We start from the raw sequence: 15142 nt of genomic DNA, 5'->3' as shown, positions 1-15142 counted from the left end.
TGTACGCGTGCCCCAGAGAAGAATCGAACTTCCGACACCCGCTTTAGGAGAGCGGTGCTCTATCCACTGAGCTACTGAGGCGTGGATCGCGCCCGCACAGCCAAAGACCCAAATTGAACCCCGCTGTGGCGAACACAACAGTGCAACCCTATCGCAATCATGCAGCGCCCCGGCAACGACAATCAACGAAACGCAGGGTCCAACACACAAACGTCAACGGGCGCCCGACCGAATGGTCGAGCGCCCGTTGACAGGTAGTTTGGGGTCGGACTTAGCCGAGGCGGATGATGTAATCCGGGTTTGCGCCGTGGTTCTGGTGGCCAGCGAACACTACGGTGTCGCCCCAGCCGCCGTGCACTGCCGAGCCGCTGTCTACAGCAACAGCAATGTGAGGTGCGCCAGGCCATACGAGCAGGTCGCCTGCCGCTACGGTCAGCGGGTTGTACGGGTAGATCGTGCCGTAGCCATCGAAGCTGCCAACACCGTGGTCGTAGCCACCCTGGTCGCGACGCTCGGTGAGACCGATCGCTGCGAGCGAGTTCTGTACGAGGTCGGTGCAGTCCATGTTCTGGCCCAGCTGAGCAAGTGCCGCATTGACAACACCCGAAGCACCAGCACCCGAGGGAATCATGGGACCTTCAGGAGCCGCAGCCTTTTCCTCAGTAGCGGTTTCCTCAGGGACAACGACTACAGGCTTGGGAATCTCTTCGGTAGGTACAGCCGCGGTAACAATCGGCAGCGCCTTCTCTTCGAAGTCGGCTACAACGAGTGCCTGGTTCTGTGCACTTGCCTGAACCGCTACGTCCTGAGTGGTCTCAGCTGCGTATGCGGGAAGGGCTACGGCACCAAAGAGGCCGAGAGCGAGAGTTGCTGCTCCGGCTACCTTTGCTACTCGCTTTGCCTTGCCCGTGGTGGGCTGCGAAGCAAGCGCGATTTCAGTGCCAGCATTCTGATTGTTCACGAAATAACTACCTAACGTTTCTGTCTCCCCATACTCCGTTGTGCGAAATACGGTCGGTGCAGGACTGTTTAAGCGTAACGGAAGATTACGAATATGTCACGCCGAGGTCACGGAACGCTCAGAATTGTTGAAAGATCCGCATAATCATGCGGATCTTTACGTCACAGATTTTTCGACGTCAAAACAGTAGACGCGATGTTTCCTGCCAAACGAGCTCCACATGCGTACGACCGCCAGCCCGATTGATACCGGGTGGCGGCCGTACGCGAGGGATCCGCGCCCTCGTCAGCGCCCAATATATAGGTGCGTTAGATTACGCCCTGCTCAAGCATCGCCTGCGAGACGGTCGTGAACGCAGCGGCATTCGCACCGAGCACATAGTCGCCCGGTTTGCCGTAGCGTTCCGATGCTTCGTAGGTGGACTCGTGAACGTCGGTCATGATCAAGTGCAGACGGTTCTCGCTCGTGTCGAAGTCCCAGCGCGAGCGTGCAGCGTTCTGCCGCATCTCGAGCGCTGAGGTCGCAACGCCACCCGCGTTCGCGGCCTTGCCTGGGGCAAAGAGCACCTGCGCTTCCTGGAACAGGGCAACCGCCTCAGGTGTGGTTGGCATGTTTGCGCCCTCAGTGATCGCGCGCACTCCGCCGCGGATCAGCGACTGAGCATCTGCAAGCCCGATCTCATTCTCCGTTGCGCACGGGAACGCGAGGTCGACGGGTACCTCCCAGACCTTGCCAGTGGAGACAAAGCGCGAACCTGGCTTGCGGGCCGCATATTCCGAGATACGGGCGCGCTCGACGGTCTTGATCTGTTTGAGGAGGTCGACATCAATACCGGCCTCGTCAACGATGTAGCCGGAGGAGTCTGACGCGGTGATCGCGCGACCGCCCAGCTGCTCGACCTTTTGAATGACGTGAATCGCGACGTTTCCTGAGCCGGAGACCGCTGCCGTCAGGCCTGCGATTCCCTGGCCCGCGCGCTTCAGCATTTCCTCTGCGAAAAAGACCGCACCGTAGCCGGTTGCCTCGGTGCGCACCTCGGCACCGCCCCAGCCGACGCCCTTACCCGTGAGAGTTCCTGCTTCGTAACGCTGGGTGATGCGGCGGTGCTGACCGAACATGTAGCCAATCTCGCGCGCGCCAACGCCGATGTCGCCCGCGGGGACGTCCATGTTTTCACCAATGTGGTGCACGAGTTCCGTCATGAAGCTCTGGCAGAAGCGCATCACCTCGCCGTCTGAGCGACCTGCGGGATCAAAGTCTGAGCCGCCCTTGCCGCCGCCGATCCGCTGCCCAGTCAGTGCATTCTTAAAGATCTGTTCGAAACCCAAGAACTTCACCACCGAGAGGTTTACGCTAGGGTGAAAGCGGAGCCCACCTTTAAAGGGGCCTAGTGCTGAGTTGAACTGCACGCGGAACCCGCGGTTCACTCGCACACGACCCGTGTCATCTACCCACGGGACCCGGAAAAGGATCTGTCGCTCTGGCTCGACCAAGCGGTCGAGAATTCCCGCCTCAATGTATTCGGGGTGTTCCTGCAGAACCGGTGTCAACGTTTCGAGAACCTCATGCACAGCCTGCATGAATTCTTTCTCGCCAACGCTTCGCCGTGCAGCTGTTGCCAGCACCGCATTCACGTGTTCTTCTGCTGTTGGAAGCGACATCTTCGTCTCCTTCTATGCCCTGGTTATCGGCTCCATATTGTTTCTGGCCATCGTTGACCTACCAGTGCCCAAAGGATTCTCGCCGCTCTGACTTAACGAACCCCTTCGGCAATGAAAATGTGCGCGGCAATCTCGACCGGAATCTCAATCGCCACTTCCGTCGCGTCGCCTGAAACGCGAACGAATCCCCTGTCACGCGAGAAGGTTGCGCGGTTCCCGGGGGTGACCCCGGCCTGCCGCAAACTCACGAGCGTTTCAGGGTCAACCTGTGCCGGCTCAGCAAGTCGCAGCACCTCTGCTGTGACCTCAGAACCATTCACAGGAAGTAGTTCGAGCACGCTCACCACGTGCTTCTGGGCGCGGATCACCCCGCGTGCTCCAAGCTCTTCAAGTCCCGGAATCGGGTTGCCATACGGGGACACTGTCGGATGGTCGAGGAGTTCGAGGAGCCTGCGCTCAACCCGCTCACTCATGACGTGTTCCCAACGGCATGCCTCGTCGTGGACGTACTCCCACTCAAGACCAATCACGTCGGCGAGCAAGCGCTCTGCGAGACGGTGCTTGCGCATGACCTGCACAGCCTTGGTGCGCCCCTCTGGGGTCAGTTCAAGCCGGCGGTCTTCGGTCACGTTGACCAGACCAAGGCGCTCCATGCGGCCAACGGTCTGCGAGACGGTCGGGCCTGAGTGGTTCAGGCGCTCTGAAATTCGGGCGCGGAGAGGCGTCACGCCCTCCTCCTCCAATTCGAGGATGGTGCGCAAATACATTTCCGTCGTATCAATGAGATCTGCCATGCGCACTCCAATTTCGCCCAGCTGCCGCATTTTTGTGCGGAGCGACCATCACCCAGTTTATGGCAAGGGACGTGGTGTGCGCAGGAATGAGCGTAGAATTGTCGCATGGCAGACATCTCCATCCCTGAAAACCTGCTCCCCGCCGACGGCCGTTTTGGCTGTGGCCCTTCGAAGGTGCGCGACGAGCAGATCTCTTTCCTGAGTTCGCTCCAGCCCGGCACCCTCGGCACCTCGCACCGCCAGGCTCCCGTGAAGAACCTTGTTGGCAGCGTCCGCGAGGGGCTGTCTGAGCTTTTCCAGGCCCCTGAAGGCTACGAGATCCTCCTCGCTAACGGCGGCGCGACCACGTTCTGGGATTCGGCTGTTCACTCGCTTATCGAGCGTCGTGGTCAGTTCCTCACCTTTGGTGAGTTCGGCTCGAAGTTCTCGAAGGCTGCTGCAGCAGCTCCCTTCCTCGAGGCACCCGATGTTCGCGCAGCTGAGGCTGGCTCGCGCTCGTCGCTCCTCGCGACCGAGGGCGTTGACGTCTACGCGTACCCCCACAACGAGACCTCGACCGGCGTCATGGCCGACGTCGTTCGTGCGCAGGGCGACGCCGGCGCACTGACTCTCGTTGACGCAACCAGTGCAGCAGGTGGCATCGACTTCGATGCAAGCCAGGCTGACGTGTACTACTTCTCGCCCCAGAAGAACTTCGCTTCTGACGGCGGTATCTGGTTCGCAATGGTTTCGCCAGCAGCTATCGAGCGCATCGAGCGCCTCACCGCAGGCGACCGCTACATCCCCGAGACCCTGAACCTCGGTGGCGCGCTCGACAACTCGCGCAAGAACCAGACGCTGAATACCCCGGCGCTCGCTCCCCTCGCAATGATGGACGAGCAGATCCGCTGGATGAACAGCAACGGCGGCCTCAAGTGGGCTTCGGCTCGCACCGCTGAGTCCTCGCAGATCCTCTACAAATGGGCTGAGGCTTCGTCGGTTGCTACCCCCTTCGTCACCGAAGAGGCACACCGCTCGCAGGTTGTTGTCACCATCGACTTCGACGACTCGATCGACGCATCGGCTATCTCGAAGGCGCTCCGTGCCAACGGCATCGTCGACACCGAGCCCTACCGTAAGCTCGGCCGCAACCAGCTGCGTATCGCGACCTTCACCGCGATCGAGCCCGCAGACGTACAGAAGCTCACCGAGTGCGTTGATTACGTGCTCGAGCGCCTCGCGTAGGTCGCTAGCGACGACATAGCGTCGCATCGGTCGTTCAGACCGAATCGCCAGTGTGCATTGGCGGATCACAGCAAGGCCCCGGAGTTTTCACTCCGGGGCCTTGCTGTATTCGTGGCCTGTTTGTTGGGTCTGGGAGCGCTAGCGATTCCCTTAGGTCGGCATCGCGCTGGCGCACCTCCCCTGCATTCGCTCCACTCCGCCGGGGTTTGGTGGATTCAAATACGGCAGTCCGGCTTTTGGCCGGCCCATTCTTTGTCCCGGCAGCACTGGTGCGGGGTGGACCAACAGTGGCCGTTCAGGGGAGGCACAGCGGTCGTGCCACGGGTTCTACTGGGGCTCGCACTCGCATTGATGGGTAGGTCCCGAGATCACTTGGGCTCCGGCGGGTTGCAGCCTGGGCCGGGCACAGGACTTCCCTAGAGTCAGGCCAAAGCTCGTCTGGAGCAGCCACAGCAAGTCAGGGGCACCCGTTTTGGGGCCCGAAACCGGGCCTAGAAAGCACTCAACCCAACGAGAAGGGGCCGTTCTGCCGAGATGACCCCTTTCTGCTGCCAGAAAGGGGTCACCTCGAGAGAAAAGGGTGTTTTCGTGGGGTTGAGGTTTCGGCGCTCGAGACTGAGCGCCAAGGCGACGCACAGCAGCGCAGGCCGCGCTGCAGCGACCCTAGTTAGTGTTCAAGGTCGTCGTCATCGAGGTCGACGTCGTCCTCGTCTTCCGACTCTGAATCGGACTCGATGTCGTCATCGTCGTCATCGTCGTCATCGAAATCATCAAGATCGTCATCGACGTCAGCGCCGTGCATATCTGAGTCAGCCTCAGAGTGATCATTGTCGTGAATATCGTCTTCTGCATCGACATCATCAATGTCAGCAAGCTCGGCGGCGGCAGCCTCTGCCGCGCCTTCCTCTGCCTGACGAACCTGAGCTTCGCGGTACTGCGCGAGCCGGGTCGACCAGGGCACCCACTCGGGTGCGAGCACTGCGTCGTCGCCGGGCAGGAGTTCCACCTCGAGCACGGTCACGGGCTCGTCTGCGCCGACCTTCGCGAGCGTCGCAGCCCAGCGCCAGCCCGGGTAACCAGCGAGCAAGCTCTCGAAGTAGAGCGTCACGACGCCAGCTTCGTGCTCCTCGTAGCCAGACTCGCCGCCGATCGTTGCTGCATCGGTGATCTCTGCAAGCGCGGTGCGAGCGAGCTCGCGCTCAGCAAGCAGCGCGGTGAGGAGCGCGCCGGCCTCCGCCACGTGGGTTTCTTCTTCGGTCATGCGCTCTTCCTCGCTCAATTTAGACATCAAAATCATCTGCGATATGACGCAGCATCGTCGCGACCTTGCGCGACATCGGACGGTCAGGGTATTGACCAGCCTTGAGGTCCGTGCCAACGCTGTCGAGCAGCTTCACGAGATCCTCGATGATGATCGCCATCTCGTCTGCCGACTTCCGTGAGCGGCGCGCAAGACGCGGGGTGTCAATGACGCGTACCGACAGCGCCTGGGGGCCGCGGCGACCTTCGCCGACGCTGTACTCGAGCCGAGTTCCGGCGCGAACGTCTGCGCCATCTGGCAGCACCGAGGCGTGCAAGTAGACCTGCGCGCCATCTTCGCCTTGGATGAAGCCGAAGCCCTTTTCTTCGTCGTAAAACCTGACTTTGCCGTTCGGCATGCCTTGACACTCCTGTTTCGTCTCTGATTCGCGGGAGCGCGGATCGGTCATATCACTGCACACGACCAACGTCTCGCGGATAAGGGGCAGAACAATCGTCCACCTGCCGGTCAACCGGCATATCTCGTCAAGCTTACCGCGCAATTCCCAGCATCGCCCTGGGCAGTTTCACCCATCGCCGGTAGAATGGTGCGGATGGATACCGACAATTCTTCCGCTTCGGTGATCGAGCGCGTCCTCGCGTACGCGACTATTGCGATCATCGCTATCGCGCTTATCTCGTTCTTTGTGACGCTTGCTGCCGGCTTGAACGGCACCGCTGACCTTGCTGCAGGCTTCTGGCCGTACGTGTATGGCATGACTATCTACGGTCTGCCCGCCGGCTTTGCCATGCTCATTGCACTAGTAACTACCGCGCAGGTTCGCCGGAGCCGCGCAGCGAAGAAGTCGCGCAAGGCGTAGTCCTGCGCGACACAGCCTCTGAACTCGGAACCGGCACAAGGAACTCGGCACTATGAGCGGAACCCTGGCGCTTGCTACCACGATCGCGGATCTCGATCGTGACGGCCTGACGTGCCTCGTGCGCGCCCGTCGCGTCGGGTATCCCGATCAGATCAACGACAGCATCGATCTTGCGCAGGCACTCCTGCGGCCAGAGTCGGTGCAGACCGTCTTGCGCACGCTCAACCATGCCCAGCTGCGAGCGCTTGCGCATCCCGCGAAGGCGCGTCCGGCTGAGATCAAGGCGCTGAAACGGCTTGGCCTCCTCGGCCGTTCCCCCGAACAGCCGACGGCTCAGCTCCCCGAGGTTGACGCTGTCCTAGCAACACTCGGTGCAGAGCACGGCTGGGATGCAAGCCAGCAGGCGCCAGAGCCTTCTCCGTCTGCGGCGCCGTCTGAGCTCGAACACTGGTACGTGCCGGCGCTGACGATGATGGGGCAGGTTGCTGCGGTGATCCGCGCCCTGTCTCAGGCACCGCTGCGTCTGAATCGCACAGGAAAGCCGCAGACCACCGCGGTTCGTGGGCTCGCCGAGCAACACGGCACCACAGAAGATGAGGCGTTCGCCGTGCTCGCTCTCGCGCGTGCGGCCAGCCTGCTCGTCGCGTCTGATGCTGATTCGCTCGTACCGGCGGCGGCTGGGCTACGTTGGTTGGCGGATCCGCAGGCTGAGCGCTGGCTCACCCTCGCTGCCGCGACGCTCCCCGCCCCAGAGGTTCTGACCTACGCGCTCGCAGATCGCACGAATGTGACGGCCGCACTCACCGATCTGCCGCGGCTGTTTCCCTTCGTGTCACAGGCGACCCGCGACGAGGCTGCCTGCACTGCTGCTACCTGGGACGCACTTGGCGTCACTGTTGACGGCCAGCTTTCCGCGGCTGGCGAGGCCATGCTCGCGGGAGATCTTGCGGCAGCACGTGAGGCCGCCGAAGAACTTCCCGCGCCGGTTCCCGGCGTCTACGTGCAGCCTGACCTGAGCGTGATCGTGCCCGGTCCGCTCGCGGCAGCTGACGAGGCAGCGCTTGCGGAGTGCACGATCCCCGAGCACATCGGCGTCGCTTCGACGCTTCGCGTGACCGAGGCAGCGATGATGAGCGCGTTCGACCGAGGTGTGAGTGAGGCAACGATCCGCGCCACGTTTGAGCGGTTGTCACTCACGGGCGTCCCACAGCCGCTTGACTACCTGATTTCGGCCGCGGCATCGCGCACCGGCAGCCTCATCGTGCACGAACACGATGGCTTCAACGGTCGCGCGCGGCTGGAGGTGCGCGACCCTGCGCTCACGGCGACGCTGCTCGTCGACCGCACGCTCGCCCACCTACAGCTGCACTACGCGGAGCCCGTGCCCGGCGAGGCCACCGAGCCTGACAATCGCACCCTGTATTCCCAGTTGCGCGCCGATCACGTGCTGAGTGCGCTGATCGAGGCCCGGTATCCCGCGATGGCACCGAGCTTTATGACTGACCCCGCACTCGCTCAGCAGGCCGCTTCGGCGACCGAGGCAGCTACGGCCGAGACCGCAGCGTCAGCAACAGCGACACCGGTGACGAGCGACATGGAGCCCGCACCCACCGACAGCATCACCGCGCTCGTCGACCGTGTCTCGAGCGTGAACTCGCAGAGTGACGGTCTGGGTGACATTCCCGGCCGCCTTGCGCTCGCCCACAAAGACAAGTTGACGATGCGCGTGACAGTGGAGATTCGCGGTGATCGCCGCGACTTCGTGGTGACTCCGATCTCGATTGGGGCCGGTCGCGTGCGCGCGCTTGACGTGCAGGCTGGTGTGGAACGTACGTTCCCGGTCGCCGCAATTACGGTTGCCGAACCCGCTGAACTCCCTGGCAAGTAGCGAACCACGCCGCGCCCTGCCGAAGTTCGGGAGTCGCCGGTAGAATAGGTCGTTATGACTCTCGGTCCTCTTATCGTTCAAAGCGACCACACCGTTCTGCTCGAGGTGGCACACCCCGACGCTGAAGAGGCGCGTCACGCGCTGGCCGTGTTCGCTGAGCTTGAACGTGCTCCCGAGCACATTCACACCTACCGTGTCACGCGGCTCGGTCTGTGGAATGCACGCGCGGCTGGCCACACGGCCGAAGAGATCCTTGAGACGCTGAACACGTTCGCAAAGTTCCCGGTTCCGTCGGGCGTCGCGAGCGAGATCGGCGACACTATGCGCCGCTACGGCCGTCTCACAATTGAGCGTAAGCCACTTACCGAAGAAGAGATCGCCGCTGCGCAGGCTGCCCCGCTGCCCACCTCGGCGACGGAGGCGCTTGCGGCGACCGCTGGCGCGCTCATCCTGCGTTCGGAAGAGCCCACCATCCTCCGCGAGGTTGTGAGCGCGAAGAAGATCGCACCCCTCATCGAGACGAAGCTCGACGAGCACACCTACGTAATTGCGCCGTGGGCGCGCGGCGAACTCAAGCAGCAGCTGGTCGCTCGCGGCTGGCCGGCAGAGGATCTCGCAGGCTACACCCCCGGCGAACCCTACGACATCGAGCTCGCGCAGAGCGATGGCGAGGGTGGCTGGCAGCTGCGTGACTACCAGCAGCGCGCGGTTGACGCCTTCGAGAAGGGCGGCTCCGGCGTTGTCGTGCTTCCCTGTGGTGCGGGCAAGACGATCGTTGGCGCTGCCTCGATGGCTGCGGTCGGCGCGAAGACCCTGATTCTCGTGACCAACGCTGTCTCGGCTCGCCAGTGGCGCGACGAGCTGCTGCGCCGCACGAACCTCACGGCCGAAGACATCGGCGAGTACTCGGGCCAGGTCAAGGAAGTGAAGCCCGTTACGATCGCGACCTACCAGATCCTCACGAGCAAGCGGAAGGGTGAGTACGCTCACCTGTCGCTCCTCGATGCTGAGGACTGGGGTGTCATCGTCTACGACGAGGTGCACCTGCTCCCCGCGCCAGTGTTCAAGCTCACCGCCGACCTGCAGGCGCGCCGCCGCCTCGGCCTCACCGCGACGCTCGTGCGCGAGGACGGCCGCGAGGGCGACGTATTCAGCCTCATCGGCCCGAAGCGGTACGAGGCAGCCTGGAAGGACATCGAGGCGCAGGGCTTCATCGCCCCCGCAGAGTGCTTCGAGGTGCGCATCGACCTCCCAGAGGGCGAGCGCTACCAGTACGCAGCTGCCGAAGATCAGGACCGCTACCGCATCGCTTCTTCGACCCCCGAGAAGGAAGAGATCGCGCGCCGCATCATCGCAAAGCATCCCGGCGAGAGTGTGCTCGTCATCGGCCAGTACATTGACCAGCTCGAGTCGATGGCCGCCTCGCTCGGTGCAGCACTCATCACGGGTCAGACCCCGGTGAACGAGCGTGAGGACCTGTTCAACGCGTTCCGCACGGGCGAGATCAAGACCCTCGTGGTCTCGAAGGTAGCCAATTTCTCGGTCGATCTCCCCGATGCTTCGGTCGCCGTGCAGATCTCGGGTTCGTACGGCTCGCGCCAGGAAGAGGCGCAGCGCCTCGGCCGTCTGCTGCGCCCGAAGGGCAAAGACGTGAAGGCGTCGTTCTACACACTCATCGCGCGCGACACCGTCGACCAAGATTTCGCGCAGAACCGCCAGCGGTTCCTCGCCGAGCAGGGGTACGCGTACACGATTCTCGACGCCGACCAGATCTAGATCATGTCAGGGCGCGGATCACGGCAGCAACGCCACGATCCGCGCCCTTTTGGTGCCCGGCTACGCCGAGGTCAACACCCACATCACGCGGGTACGGTCGGTCTCAGAGGGGTTACTCCAGGTGTGTGCGTGGCGCGCATCGAAGGTGACGGCGTCGCCCTCCCCGATGAGGTAGGTGTCACTCTCGATCGTCAGTTCTAGCACGCCCTCAAGCACAACCACGAACTCGCGGTCTACCGGGAGTCGGTAGGGTTCGGTCACGGATCCGCCGCCGGGCTCGATGGTGGTTTCGATGACCTGGAGTCCGCTCTGCCCGGGTGGCGTGAGGATGATGTCTTCAAGCCCGTTCCCCATGAGGTGCGACGGCGCGCGTTCTGCATTGCGGCTGACGTGCACGGTGGGCGGATCGAACAGGCGCCCCATCGGCATCGTCAGTGCATCACAGATCGCAGCAAGCGACGTGATGGAAGGAGAGGTAAGGCCGCGCTCCACCTGCGAGATGAAGCCCTTGGTGAGCCCGGTGAAGTCGGCGACGCTGCTGATTGTCATGCCGCGCTCTTCACGGGCGACGCGAAGCCGGAATCCGATCTGTGTGAGCTGGTCCGTGCCGGTATTCAACGGTGGTCGCGCGGTGGTCAGCTCCGTCATGCGATCGCTCCTCGTCGTGTGATCTACCCCGATGTGTCTACCTGAAGCATACGGCTTCGTTACAAATCGATGATTGACCGAACCCGCTCTGCGTGTTTAGTATCACTGCAAAGAGTAACGTGACACAAAACAGTTGGGGTTGTGTCACACATCGATTGCAGACAACGATGTCTGCGCAGGAGGGGTCACATGCGACTCGGTCAGGCCATCAGTTCACTACTCACCGAATACGGTGTGGAACACATCTTCGGCATCCCTGGCGTGCACACGCTCGAACTGTTCCGCGATATCGACAAGAGCGGACTCAACGTCACGATCCCTCGCCACGAGCAGGGCGCAGGGTTCATGGCCGACGCCTACACCCGCACGACCGGCAAGCCAGGCGTGTGCTACCTCATCACCGGCCCAGGCGTACTCAACGCGCTCACACCGATCGGACAGGCCTGGCACGATTCGATCCCTATGCTCATCATCGGATCGACCGTCACCCGCCCCGAGCTCGGTGCCCACCGTGGCACTCTGCACGACACCCCTGACCTGGCAGACGTGCTCCGCCCATTCACCCTCATCAGTGAGACCGTCACCACCCCAGAGCGCGCGATCGAGCTCATTGACGAGGCGTTCACCCGCTGGGAGACCGAGCGCCCGCGCCCCGTCTACATCGGCATCCCACGTGACATGCTTGAAGAAGAGGTCGGCGAGATCCACCGCCCTGCGGCGAGCGCGTCGGTCGCCGCAGGAGCAACGGCGGCGGCTCCCCCGGTTCCTGGCGCGACTGCGGCGGCCATCGACGAGGCAGTGGCGCGGATCGCTGCAGCCAAGCGCCCCGTCATCATCGCCGGCGGCGGTGCTCGGCATGACGGCCCTGCGGTGCAGGAGTTCGTGGAGCAGATTGCGGCCCCGCTCATCCTGACCGGCAATGCGAAGGGGCTGCTCACGACCGATCATCCGCTGAACGCTGGCATCAGCATGCCTTTCCCTCGCACGCAGGAACTTGTGGAGGACGCCGACCTCATCATTGGTCTCGGCACCGAGCTGTCGGACTTCGAGGTGCTGTTCACCGGTTCCCCCGAGCCTAAGATGGCTGACATCGTGCGCGTCGACATCGACCCCACGGTCACCCACCCTGACCAGACCCGGCCAACGCTGCAGATGCGCGTCGGTGACTTCCTCGCGCACGCGCTCGCGCAGCTGCCCATGCTCGCCCCCGAGGCGTCGACGGCGGGCATGGCACGGGCAGCGGTCGCGCGCCAGGGACTTGCTGAGGCACGTGCCGCGGATCCGCACACCCCATGGATCGCAGCCATCGAGCGCGCGCTCCCCGCAAACGCGATTCTCACGGCGGACTCGGCGCAGGTCGCCTACCAGTCGCACCACTTCCTCACGCTCGACGAGCCTGGTCGCTGGCTCGCACCCTACGGGTACGGCACGCTCGGCCCCGCGCTCCCGATGGCGATTGGTGCCGCGATCGGCAGGCCCGATACCCCGATCATCTCGCTCGCCGGCGACGGTAGCTCGCTGTTCACCCTCACCGAACTCGCAACCGCACGCGACCTCGGTGCGAACGTCACCCACATCATCTGGGATAACGGCGGCTACCGCGAGATCGAGGTCTCGTTCGCCCGCACCAACATCATGCCGGCCGGCGTTCGCACGACCGCACAGGATCTCGGCATGATCGCGCGCGGCTTCGGCGCGCACGTCGTTCAGCCGACCACCCCGGAGGAGCTCGAGGCCGCCATCAAGGTCTCGACCGTTAGCCCGGGCCTTTCCGTCATCGTGGTGCAGGCACCTGCCGACCACCGCGTTGAAGCCGATTCACTGAACCCAGGAGGAGACGCATGAGTCTCGACATCCCCTACGTACGCACCCCCGGCCCAGACGGTCGCGAGATCACTGGCCAGGTAGATTTCTCGCAGGTACCGCGCTTCGCGGGCCCCGGCACGTTCGCGGGACTCCCCCGCCTTGCCGACGTCGGTGAGTCAGCAGCCGGTGTCATCGGCATCCCCTTCGACTCGGGCGTCACCTACCGTCCCGGCGCACGTTTCGGCCCCGAGGGTATTCGCAGCGCAAGCCATCTGATCCGCCCCCATCACGTTGAACTTGACTCGTTCCCGTTCGCAAAGCACCAGGTCGCCGATGTTGGAAACCTTGCGGTCACGCCGTTTGGCATCGAGACCGCGATTGATGCGATGGTGACCGGCCTCACTGCTGCGCGCGAGCGCGCGGGGAAATTGGTCATTCTCGGTGGTGACCACACGGTCGCGTACCCGTCGATCAAGACGCTCTTCGACAAGCACGGCCCGATCTCGGTGCTGCATTTCGATGCGCACATCGACACGTTTGGCACGTACTTCGGCGCATCGACGCACCACGGCACCCCGTTCCGACGGGCGGCCGAGGAAGGGTTGCTGGATCCTGAGGGCTGCATGCACATTGGAATCCGCGGATCACTCTACGATCACCACGACCTCTCCGATGATCGGGCGCTCGGCTTCCAGACCGTGCACGCAAGCGAGTTCCTCACCACCGGGCTGCACGGCATCGCCGATCAGATGCGCGCCCGCCTCGGTGATCGTCCCGTCTATGTCTCAGTTGATATCGACGTGCTCGATCCCGCATTCGCTCCCGGCACGGGTACGCCCGAGCCAGGCGGACTCTCGAGCCGCGAGCTCCTGTTCCTTATCCGCAGTCTCGCTCCCCTCAAGGTGGTCGGCGCAGACGTCGTTGAGGTCGCACCCTCGTATGACCATGCCAACGTGACGTCGCTCGCAGCGGCGCACGTAGCCTACGAGTTCCTTTCAATCTGGGGTCTCTAGCCCCGCTCTTTACCCGGTGGCGGTGCTTCGGCACCGCCACTTTCCAGCGAGTTCGCTCGCAACAGAGAAATGGAAGTTCAATGACGAACCCCATCAGAACCACAAGTCTCCTCGCAACTCTTGGTGCCGCAGCCCTGCTGCTGACGGCGTGCTCAGGCGGCGGCAATGACGCAGCCCCCACAGCAGACCGCGACTTCGGCACTCCCGTCGCGGGACAGATCAAGGAAGGCATCCTCGAGGGCACCACCCTCACCTACGCTGGCCCCGGCGGCATTTTCCAAGAGGGGCAGGACGAGGCCATCTGGCAGCCACTCGCCCAGACCTCCGGCGCCACCATGCAGATGGATGCGTTCGACTCCGGAAAGCTCAAGGCAATGGTCGACAGCGGCAACGTGTCGTGGGACATCGTCGACACGACCCAGGTCGACTCAGCCAGAGGCTGCGGCACCATGTACGAGAAGATCGACCGCTCACTCATCGACACGTCGAAGCTGCCAGAGGGCACGCTCACTGACGAGTGCATGATCCCCAACGTTATGTACGGTTTCGTGATCGCGTACAACACCGAGGTCTTCGGCGATAACCCGCCAAAGAGCGCTGCCGACTTCTTCGACACCAAGAAGTTCCCTGGCAAGCGTGCAGTCCCACAGACAACCTATGTCGATCCACAAAACCTCGAGTTCCCGCTTCTGGCCGCCGGCGTCGATCTCGAGAATCTCAAACCTGAACACATTGAGCAGGCACTCAACATGTACCGCGATCTCGGCGACGACATGATCGGCTGGACCACGGGAGCGCAGGCGCAGCAGCAGCTCGAGTCGGGCGAGGCCGTGATGGGCTTTGTCTGGTCAGGCCGCGGCTACGGTGCTGCCGAAGCCGGCGCCCCCATCGCTCCGGTCTGGGACGAATGGCTCGTCGCGATCGACTCGACCGCCATTCCCAAGGGAGCAAAAGATGTTGCGGCCTCACACGCCGCAATCAACTATTACCTCGGCGCGGATCAGCAGGCCGCAATGACCGAACTCAACTCTATGTCGCCCGTCAACGTCGATGCGAAGCCCGAAGTTGATCCGCTCCTCTCGGATTGGCTCGCAAGTACCCGCTTCGAAACCGGCAAGGTGTCAAACATCGATTTCTGGGTCGAAAACTACGACGCGATGTCGACCGCTTGGGCTGGCTGGGTGACCGGCAACTAGGCGAACCACCTGTTTCAGAGGTTGCCGAATGTCTTGTGCAAAGTGTCACAGGCAT

At 63.0% G+C, this 15142-nt stretch carries 13 protein-coding genes and 1 tRNA gene; 7 read left to right on the top strand and 7 right to left on the bottom strand.

The window, feature by feature from the left end; genetic code table 11:
* Nucleotides 1-8 precede the first annotated feature (8 nt).
* The 4 genes from ICL81_RS04360 to ICL81_RS04345 all read right to left on the bottom strand — a co-directional run bounded on the left by ICL81_RS04360 (nt 9) and on the right by ICL81_RS04345 (nt 3416).
* Nucleotides 9-81, bottom strand: a tRNA-Arg gene (locus ICL81_RS04360).
* A gap of 190 nt (nt 82-271) precedes the next feature.
* Complete coding sequence (locus tag ICL81_RS04355; protein ID WP_188033731.1) at nt 272-961, bottom strand: hypothetical protein; 690 nt, start codon at nt 959-961, stop codon at nt 272-274.
* Nucleotides 962-1269: 308 nt separating this feature from the next.
* The gene (gene gdhA, locus ICL81_RS04350) at nt 1270-2622 is read right to left on the bottom strand and encodes an NADP-specific glutamate dehydrogenase (protein WP_188033730.1); all 1353 of its coding nucleotides are present in this window, start codon (nt 2620-2622) and stop codon (nt 1270-1272) included.
* 92 nt (nt 2623-2714) lie between these two features.
* Nucleotides 2715-3416, bottom strand: a complete 702-nt coding sequence (locus ICL81_RS04345; RefSeq protein WP_188033729.1) for a metal-dependent transcriptional regulator — start codon at nt 3414-3416, stop codon at nt 2715-2717.
* A gap of 105 nt (nt 3417-3521) precedes the next feature.
* On the opposite strand from ICL81_RS04345, the gene serC reads away from it, so the two are divergent.
* The gene (serC, locus tag ICL81_RS04340; RefSeq protein ID WP_188023372.1) at nt 3522-4640 is read left to right on the top strand and encodes a phosphoserine transaminase; all 1119 of its coding nucleotides are present in this window, start codon (nt 3522-3524) and stop codon (nt 4638-4640) included.
* A gap of 667 nt (nt 4641-5307) precedes the next feature.
* Here the strand turns inward: serC and ICL81_RS04335 are convergent.
* Together ICL81_RS04335 and ICL81_RS04330 are read right to left on the bottom strand one after the other, a co-directional pair.
* Complete coding sequence (locus tag ICL81_RS04335) at nt 5308-5901, bottom strand: DUF3027 domain-containing protein (protein WP_188033728.1); 594 nt, start codon at nt 5899-5901, stop codon at nt 5308-5310.
* A 19-nt stretch (nt 5902-5920) separates the two neighbouring features.
* Nucleotides 5921-6298, bottom strand: a complete 378-nt coding sequence (locus tag ICL81_RS04330; protein WP_188023374.1) for a cold-shock protein — start codon at nt 6296-6298, stop codon at nt 5921-5923.
* Between the two features lie 195 nt (nt 6299-6493).
* Here ICL81_RS04330 and ICL81_RS04325 point away from each other — a divergent pair, with 195 nt between their 5' ends.
* From ICL81_RS04325 to ICL81_RS04315, 3 genes are read left to right on the top strand one after another with little or no spacing between them, the layout of a single operon-like run.
* Nucleotides 6494-6760 carry a hypothetical protein gene (locus ICL81_RS04325; RefSeq protein ID WP_251381742.1) on the top strand — a complete coding sequence of 89 codons (267 nt, stop codon included), beginning with the start codon at nt 6494-6496 and terminating at the stop codon, nt 6758-6760.
* A gap of 52 nt (nt 6761-6812) precedes the next feature.
* A complete protein-coding gene (locus ICL81_RS04320) occupies nt 6813-8648 on the top strand; it encodes a helicase-associated domain-containing protein (RefSeq protein ID WP_188033726.1) in 1836 nt (611 codons plus the stop codon).
* Nucleotides 8649-8702: 54 nt separating this feature from the next.
* Nucleotides 8703-10424, top strand: coding sequence for a DNA repair helicase XPB (locus tag ICL81_RS04315; RefSeq protein WP_188033725.1), 1722 nt, complete (start codon nt 8703-8705; stop codon nt 10422-10424).
* Between the two features lie 60 nt (nt 10425-10484).
* On the opposite strand, the gene ICL81_RS04310 is transcribed toward ICL81_RS04315, so the two are convergent.
* Nucleotides 10485-11072 carry a helix-turn-helix domain-containing protein gene (locus ICL81_RS04310; RefSeq protein WP_188033724.1) on the bottom strand — a complete coding sequence of 196 codons (588 nt, stop codon included), beginning with the start codon at nt 11070-11072 and terminating at the stop codon, nt 10485-10487.
* Between the two features lie 189 nt (nt 11073-11261).
* Here ICL81_RS04310 and ICL81_RS04305 point away from each other — a divergent pair, with 189 nt between their 5' ends.
* From ICL81_RS04305 to ICL81_RS04295, 3 genes are all read left to right on the top strand, one after another.
* Complete coding sequence (locus tag ICL81_RS04305; protein WP_188033723.1) at nt 11262-12917, top strand: thiamine pyrophosphate-binding protein; 1656 nt, start codon at nt 11262-11264, stop codon at nt 12915-12917.
* Entirely contained in the window at nt 12914-13891 is a 978-nt protein-coding gene (speB, locus tag ICL81_RS04300; protein WP_188033722.1) for an agmatinase, read from the top strand. The genes ICL81_RS04305 and speB overlap by 4 nt, the downstream gene beginning before the upstream one ends.
* Before the next feature lie 80 nt (nt 13892-13971).
* A complete protein-coding gene (locus ICL81_RS04295; RefSeq protein WP_188033721.1) occupies nt 13972-15087 on the top strand; it encodes an extracellular solute-binding protein in 1116 nt (371 codons plus the stop codon).
* The last annotated feature ends 55 nt before the right edge of the window (nt 15088-15142 follow it).

The sequence above is a fragment of the Leucobacter sp. cx-328 genome, from assembly GCF_014530035.1.
Classification (GTDB): Bacteria; Actinomycetota; Actinomycetes; order Actinomycetales; family Microbacteriaceae; genus Leucobacter.
This window is presented reverse-complemented; position numbering and strand designations above follow the sequence as displayed.

Coding starts and splice junctions, on each gene's coding strand:
- gdhA (WP_188033730.1), bottom strand. CDS start 2,622: ATGTCGCTTCCAACAGCAGAAGAACACGTGAATGCGGTGCTGGCAACA.
- ICL81_RS04345 (WP_188033729.1), bottom strand. CDS start 3,416: ATGGCAGATCTCATTGATACGACGGAAATGTATTTGCGCACCATCCTC.
- serC (WP_188023372.1), top strand. CDS start 3,522: ATGGCAGACATCTCCATCCCTGAAAACCTGCTCCCCGCCGACGGCCGT.
- ICL81_RS04335 (WP_188033728.1), bottom strand. CDS start 5,901: ATGACCGAAGAAGAAACCCACGTGGCGGAGGCCGGCGCGCTCCTCACC.
- ICL81_RS04330 (WP_188023374.1), bottom strand. CDS start 6,298: ATGCCGAACGGCAAAGTCAGGTTTTACGACGAAGAAAAGGGCTTCGGC.
- ICL81_RS04325 (WP_251381742.1), top strand. CDS start 6,494: ATGGATACCGACAATTCTTCCGCTTCGGTGATCGAGCGCGTCCTCGCG.
- ICL81_RS04320 (WP_188033726.1), top strand. CDS start 6,813: ATGAGCGGAACCCTGGCGCTTGCTACCACGATCGCGGATCTCGATCGT.
- ICL81_RS04315 (WP_188033725.1), top strand. CDS start 8,703: ATGACTCTCGGTCCTCTTATCGTTCAAAGCGACCACACCGTTCTGCTC.
- ICL81_RS04310 (WP_188033724.1), bottom strand. CDS start 11,072: ATGACGGAGCTGACCACCGCGCGACCACCGTTGAATACCGGCACGGAC.
- ICL81_RS04305 (WP_188033723.1), top strand. CDS start 11,262: ATGCGACTCGGTCAGGCCATCAGTTCACTACTCACCGAATACGGTGTG.
- speB (WP_188033722.1), top strand. CDS start 12,914: ATGAGTCTCGACATCCCCTACGTACGCACCCCCGGCCCAGACGGTCGC.
- ICL81_RS04295 (WP_188033721.1), top strand. CDS start 13,972: ATGACGAACCCCATCAGAACCACAAGTCTCCTCGCAACTCTTGGTGCC.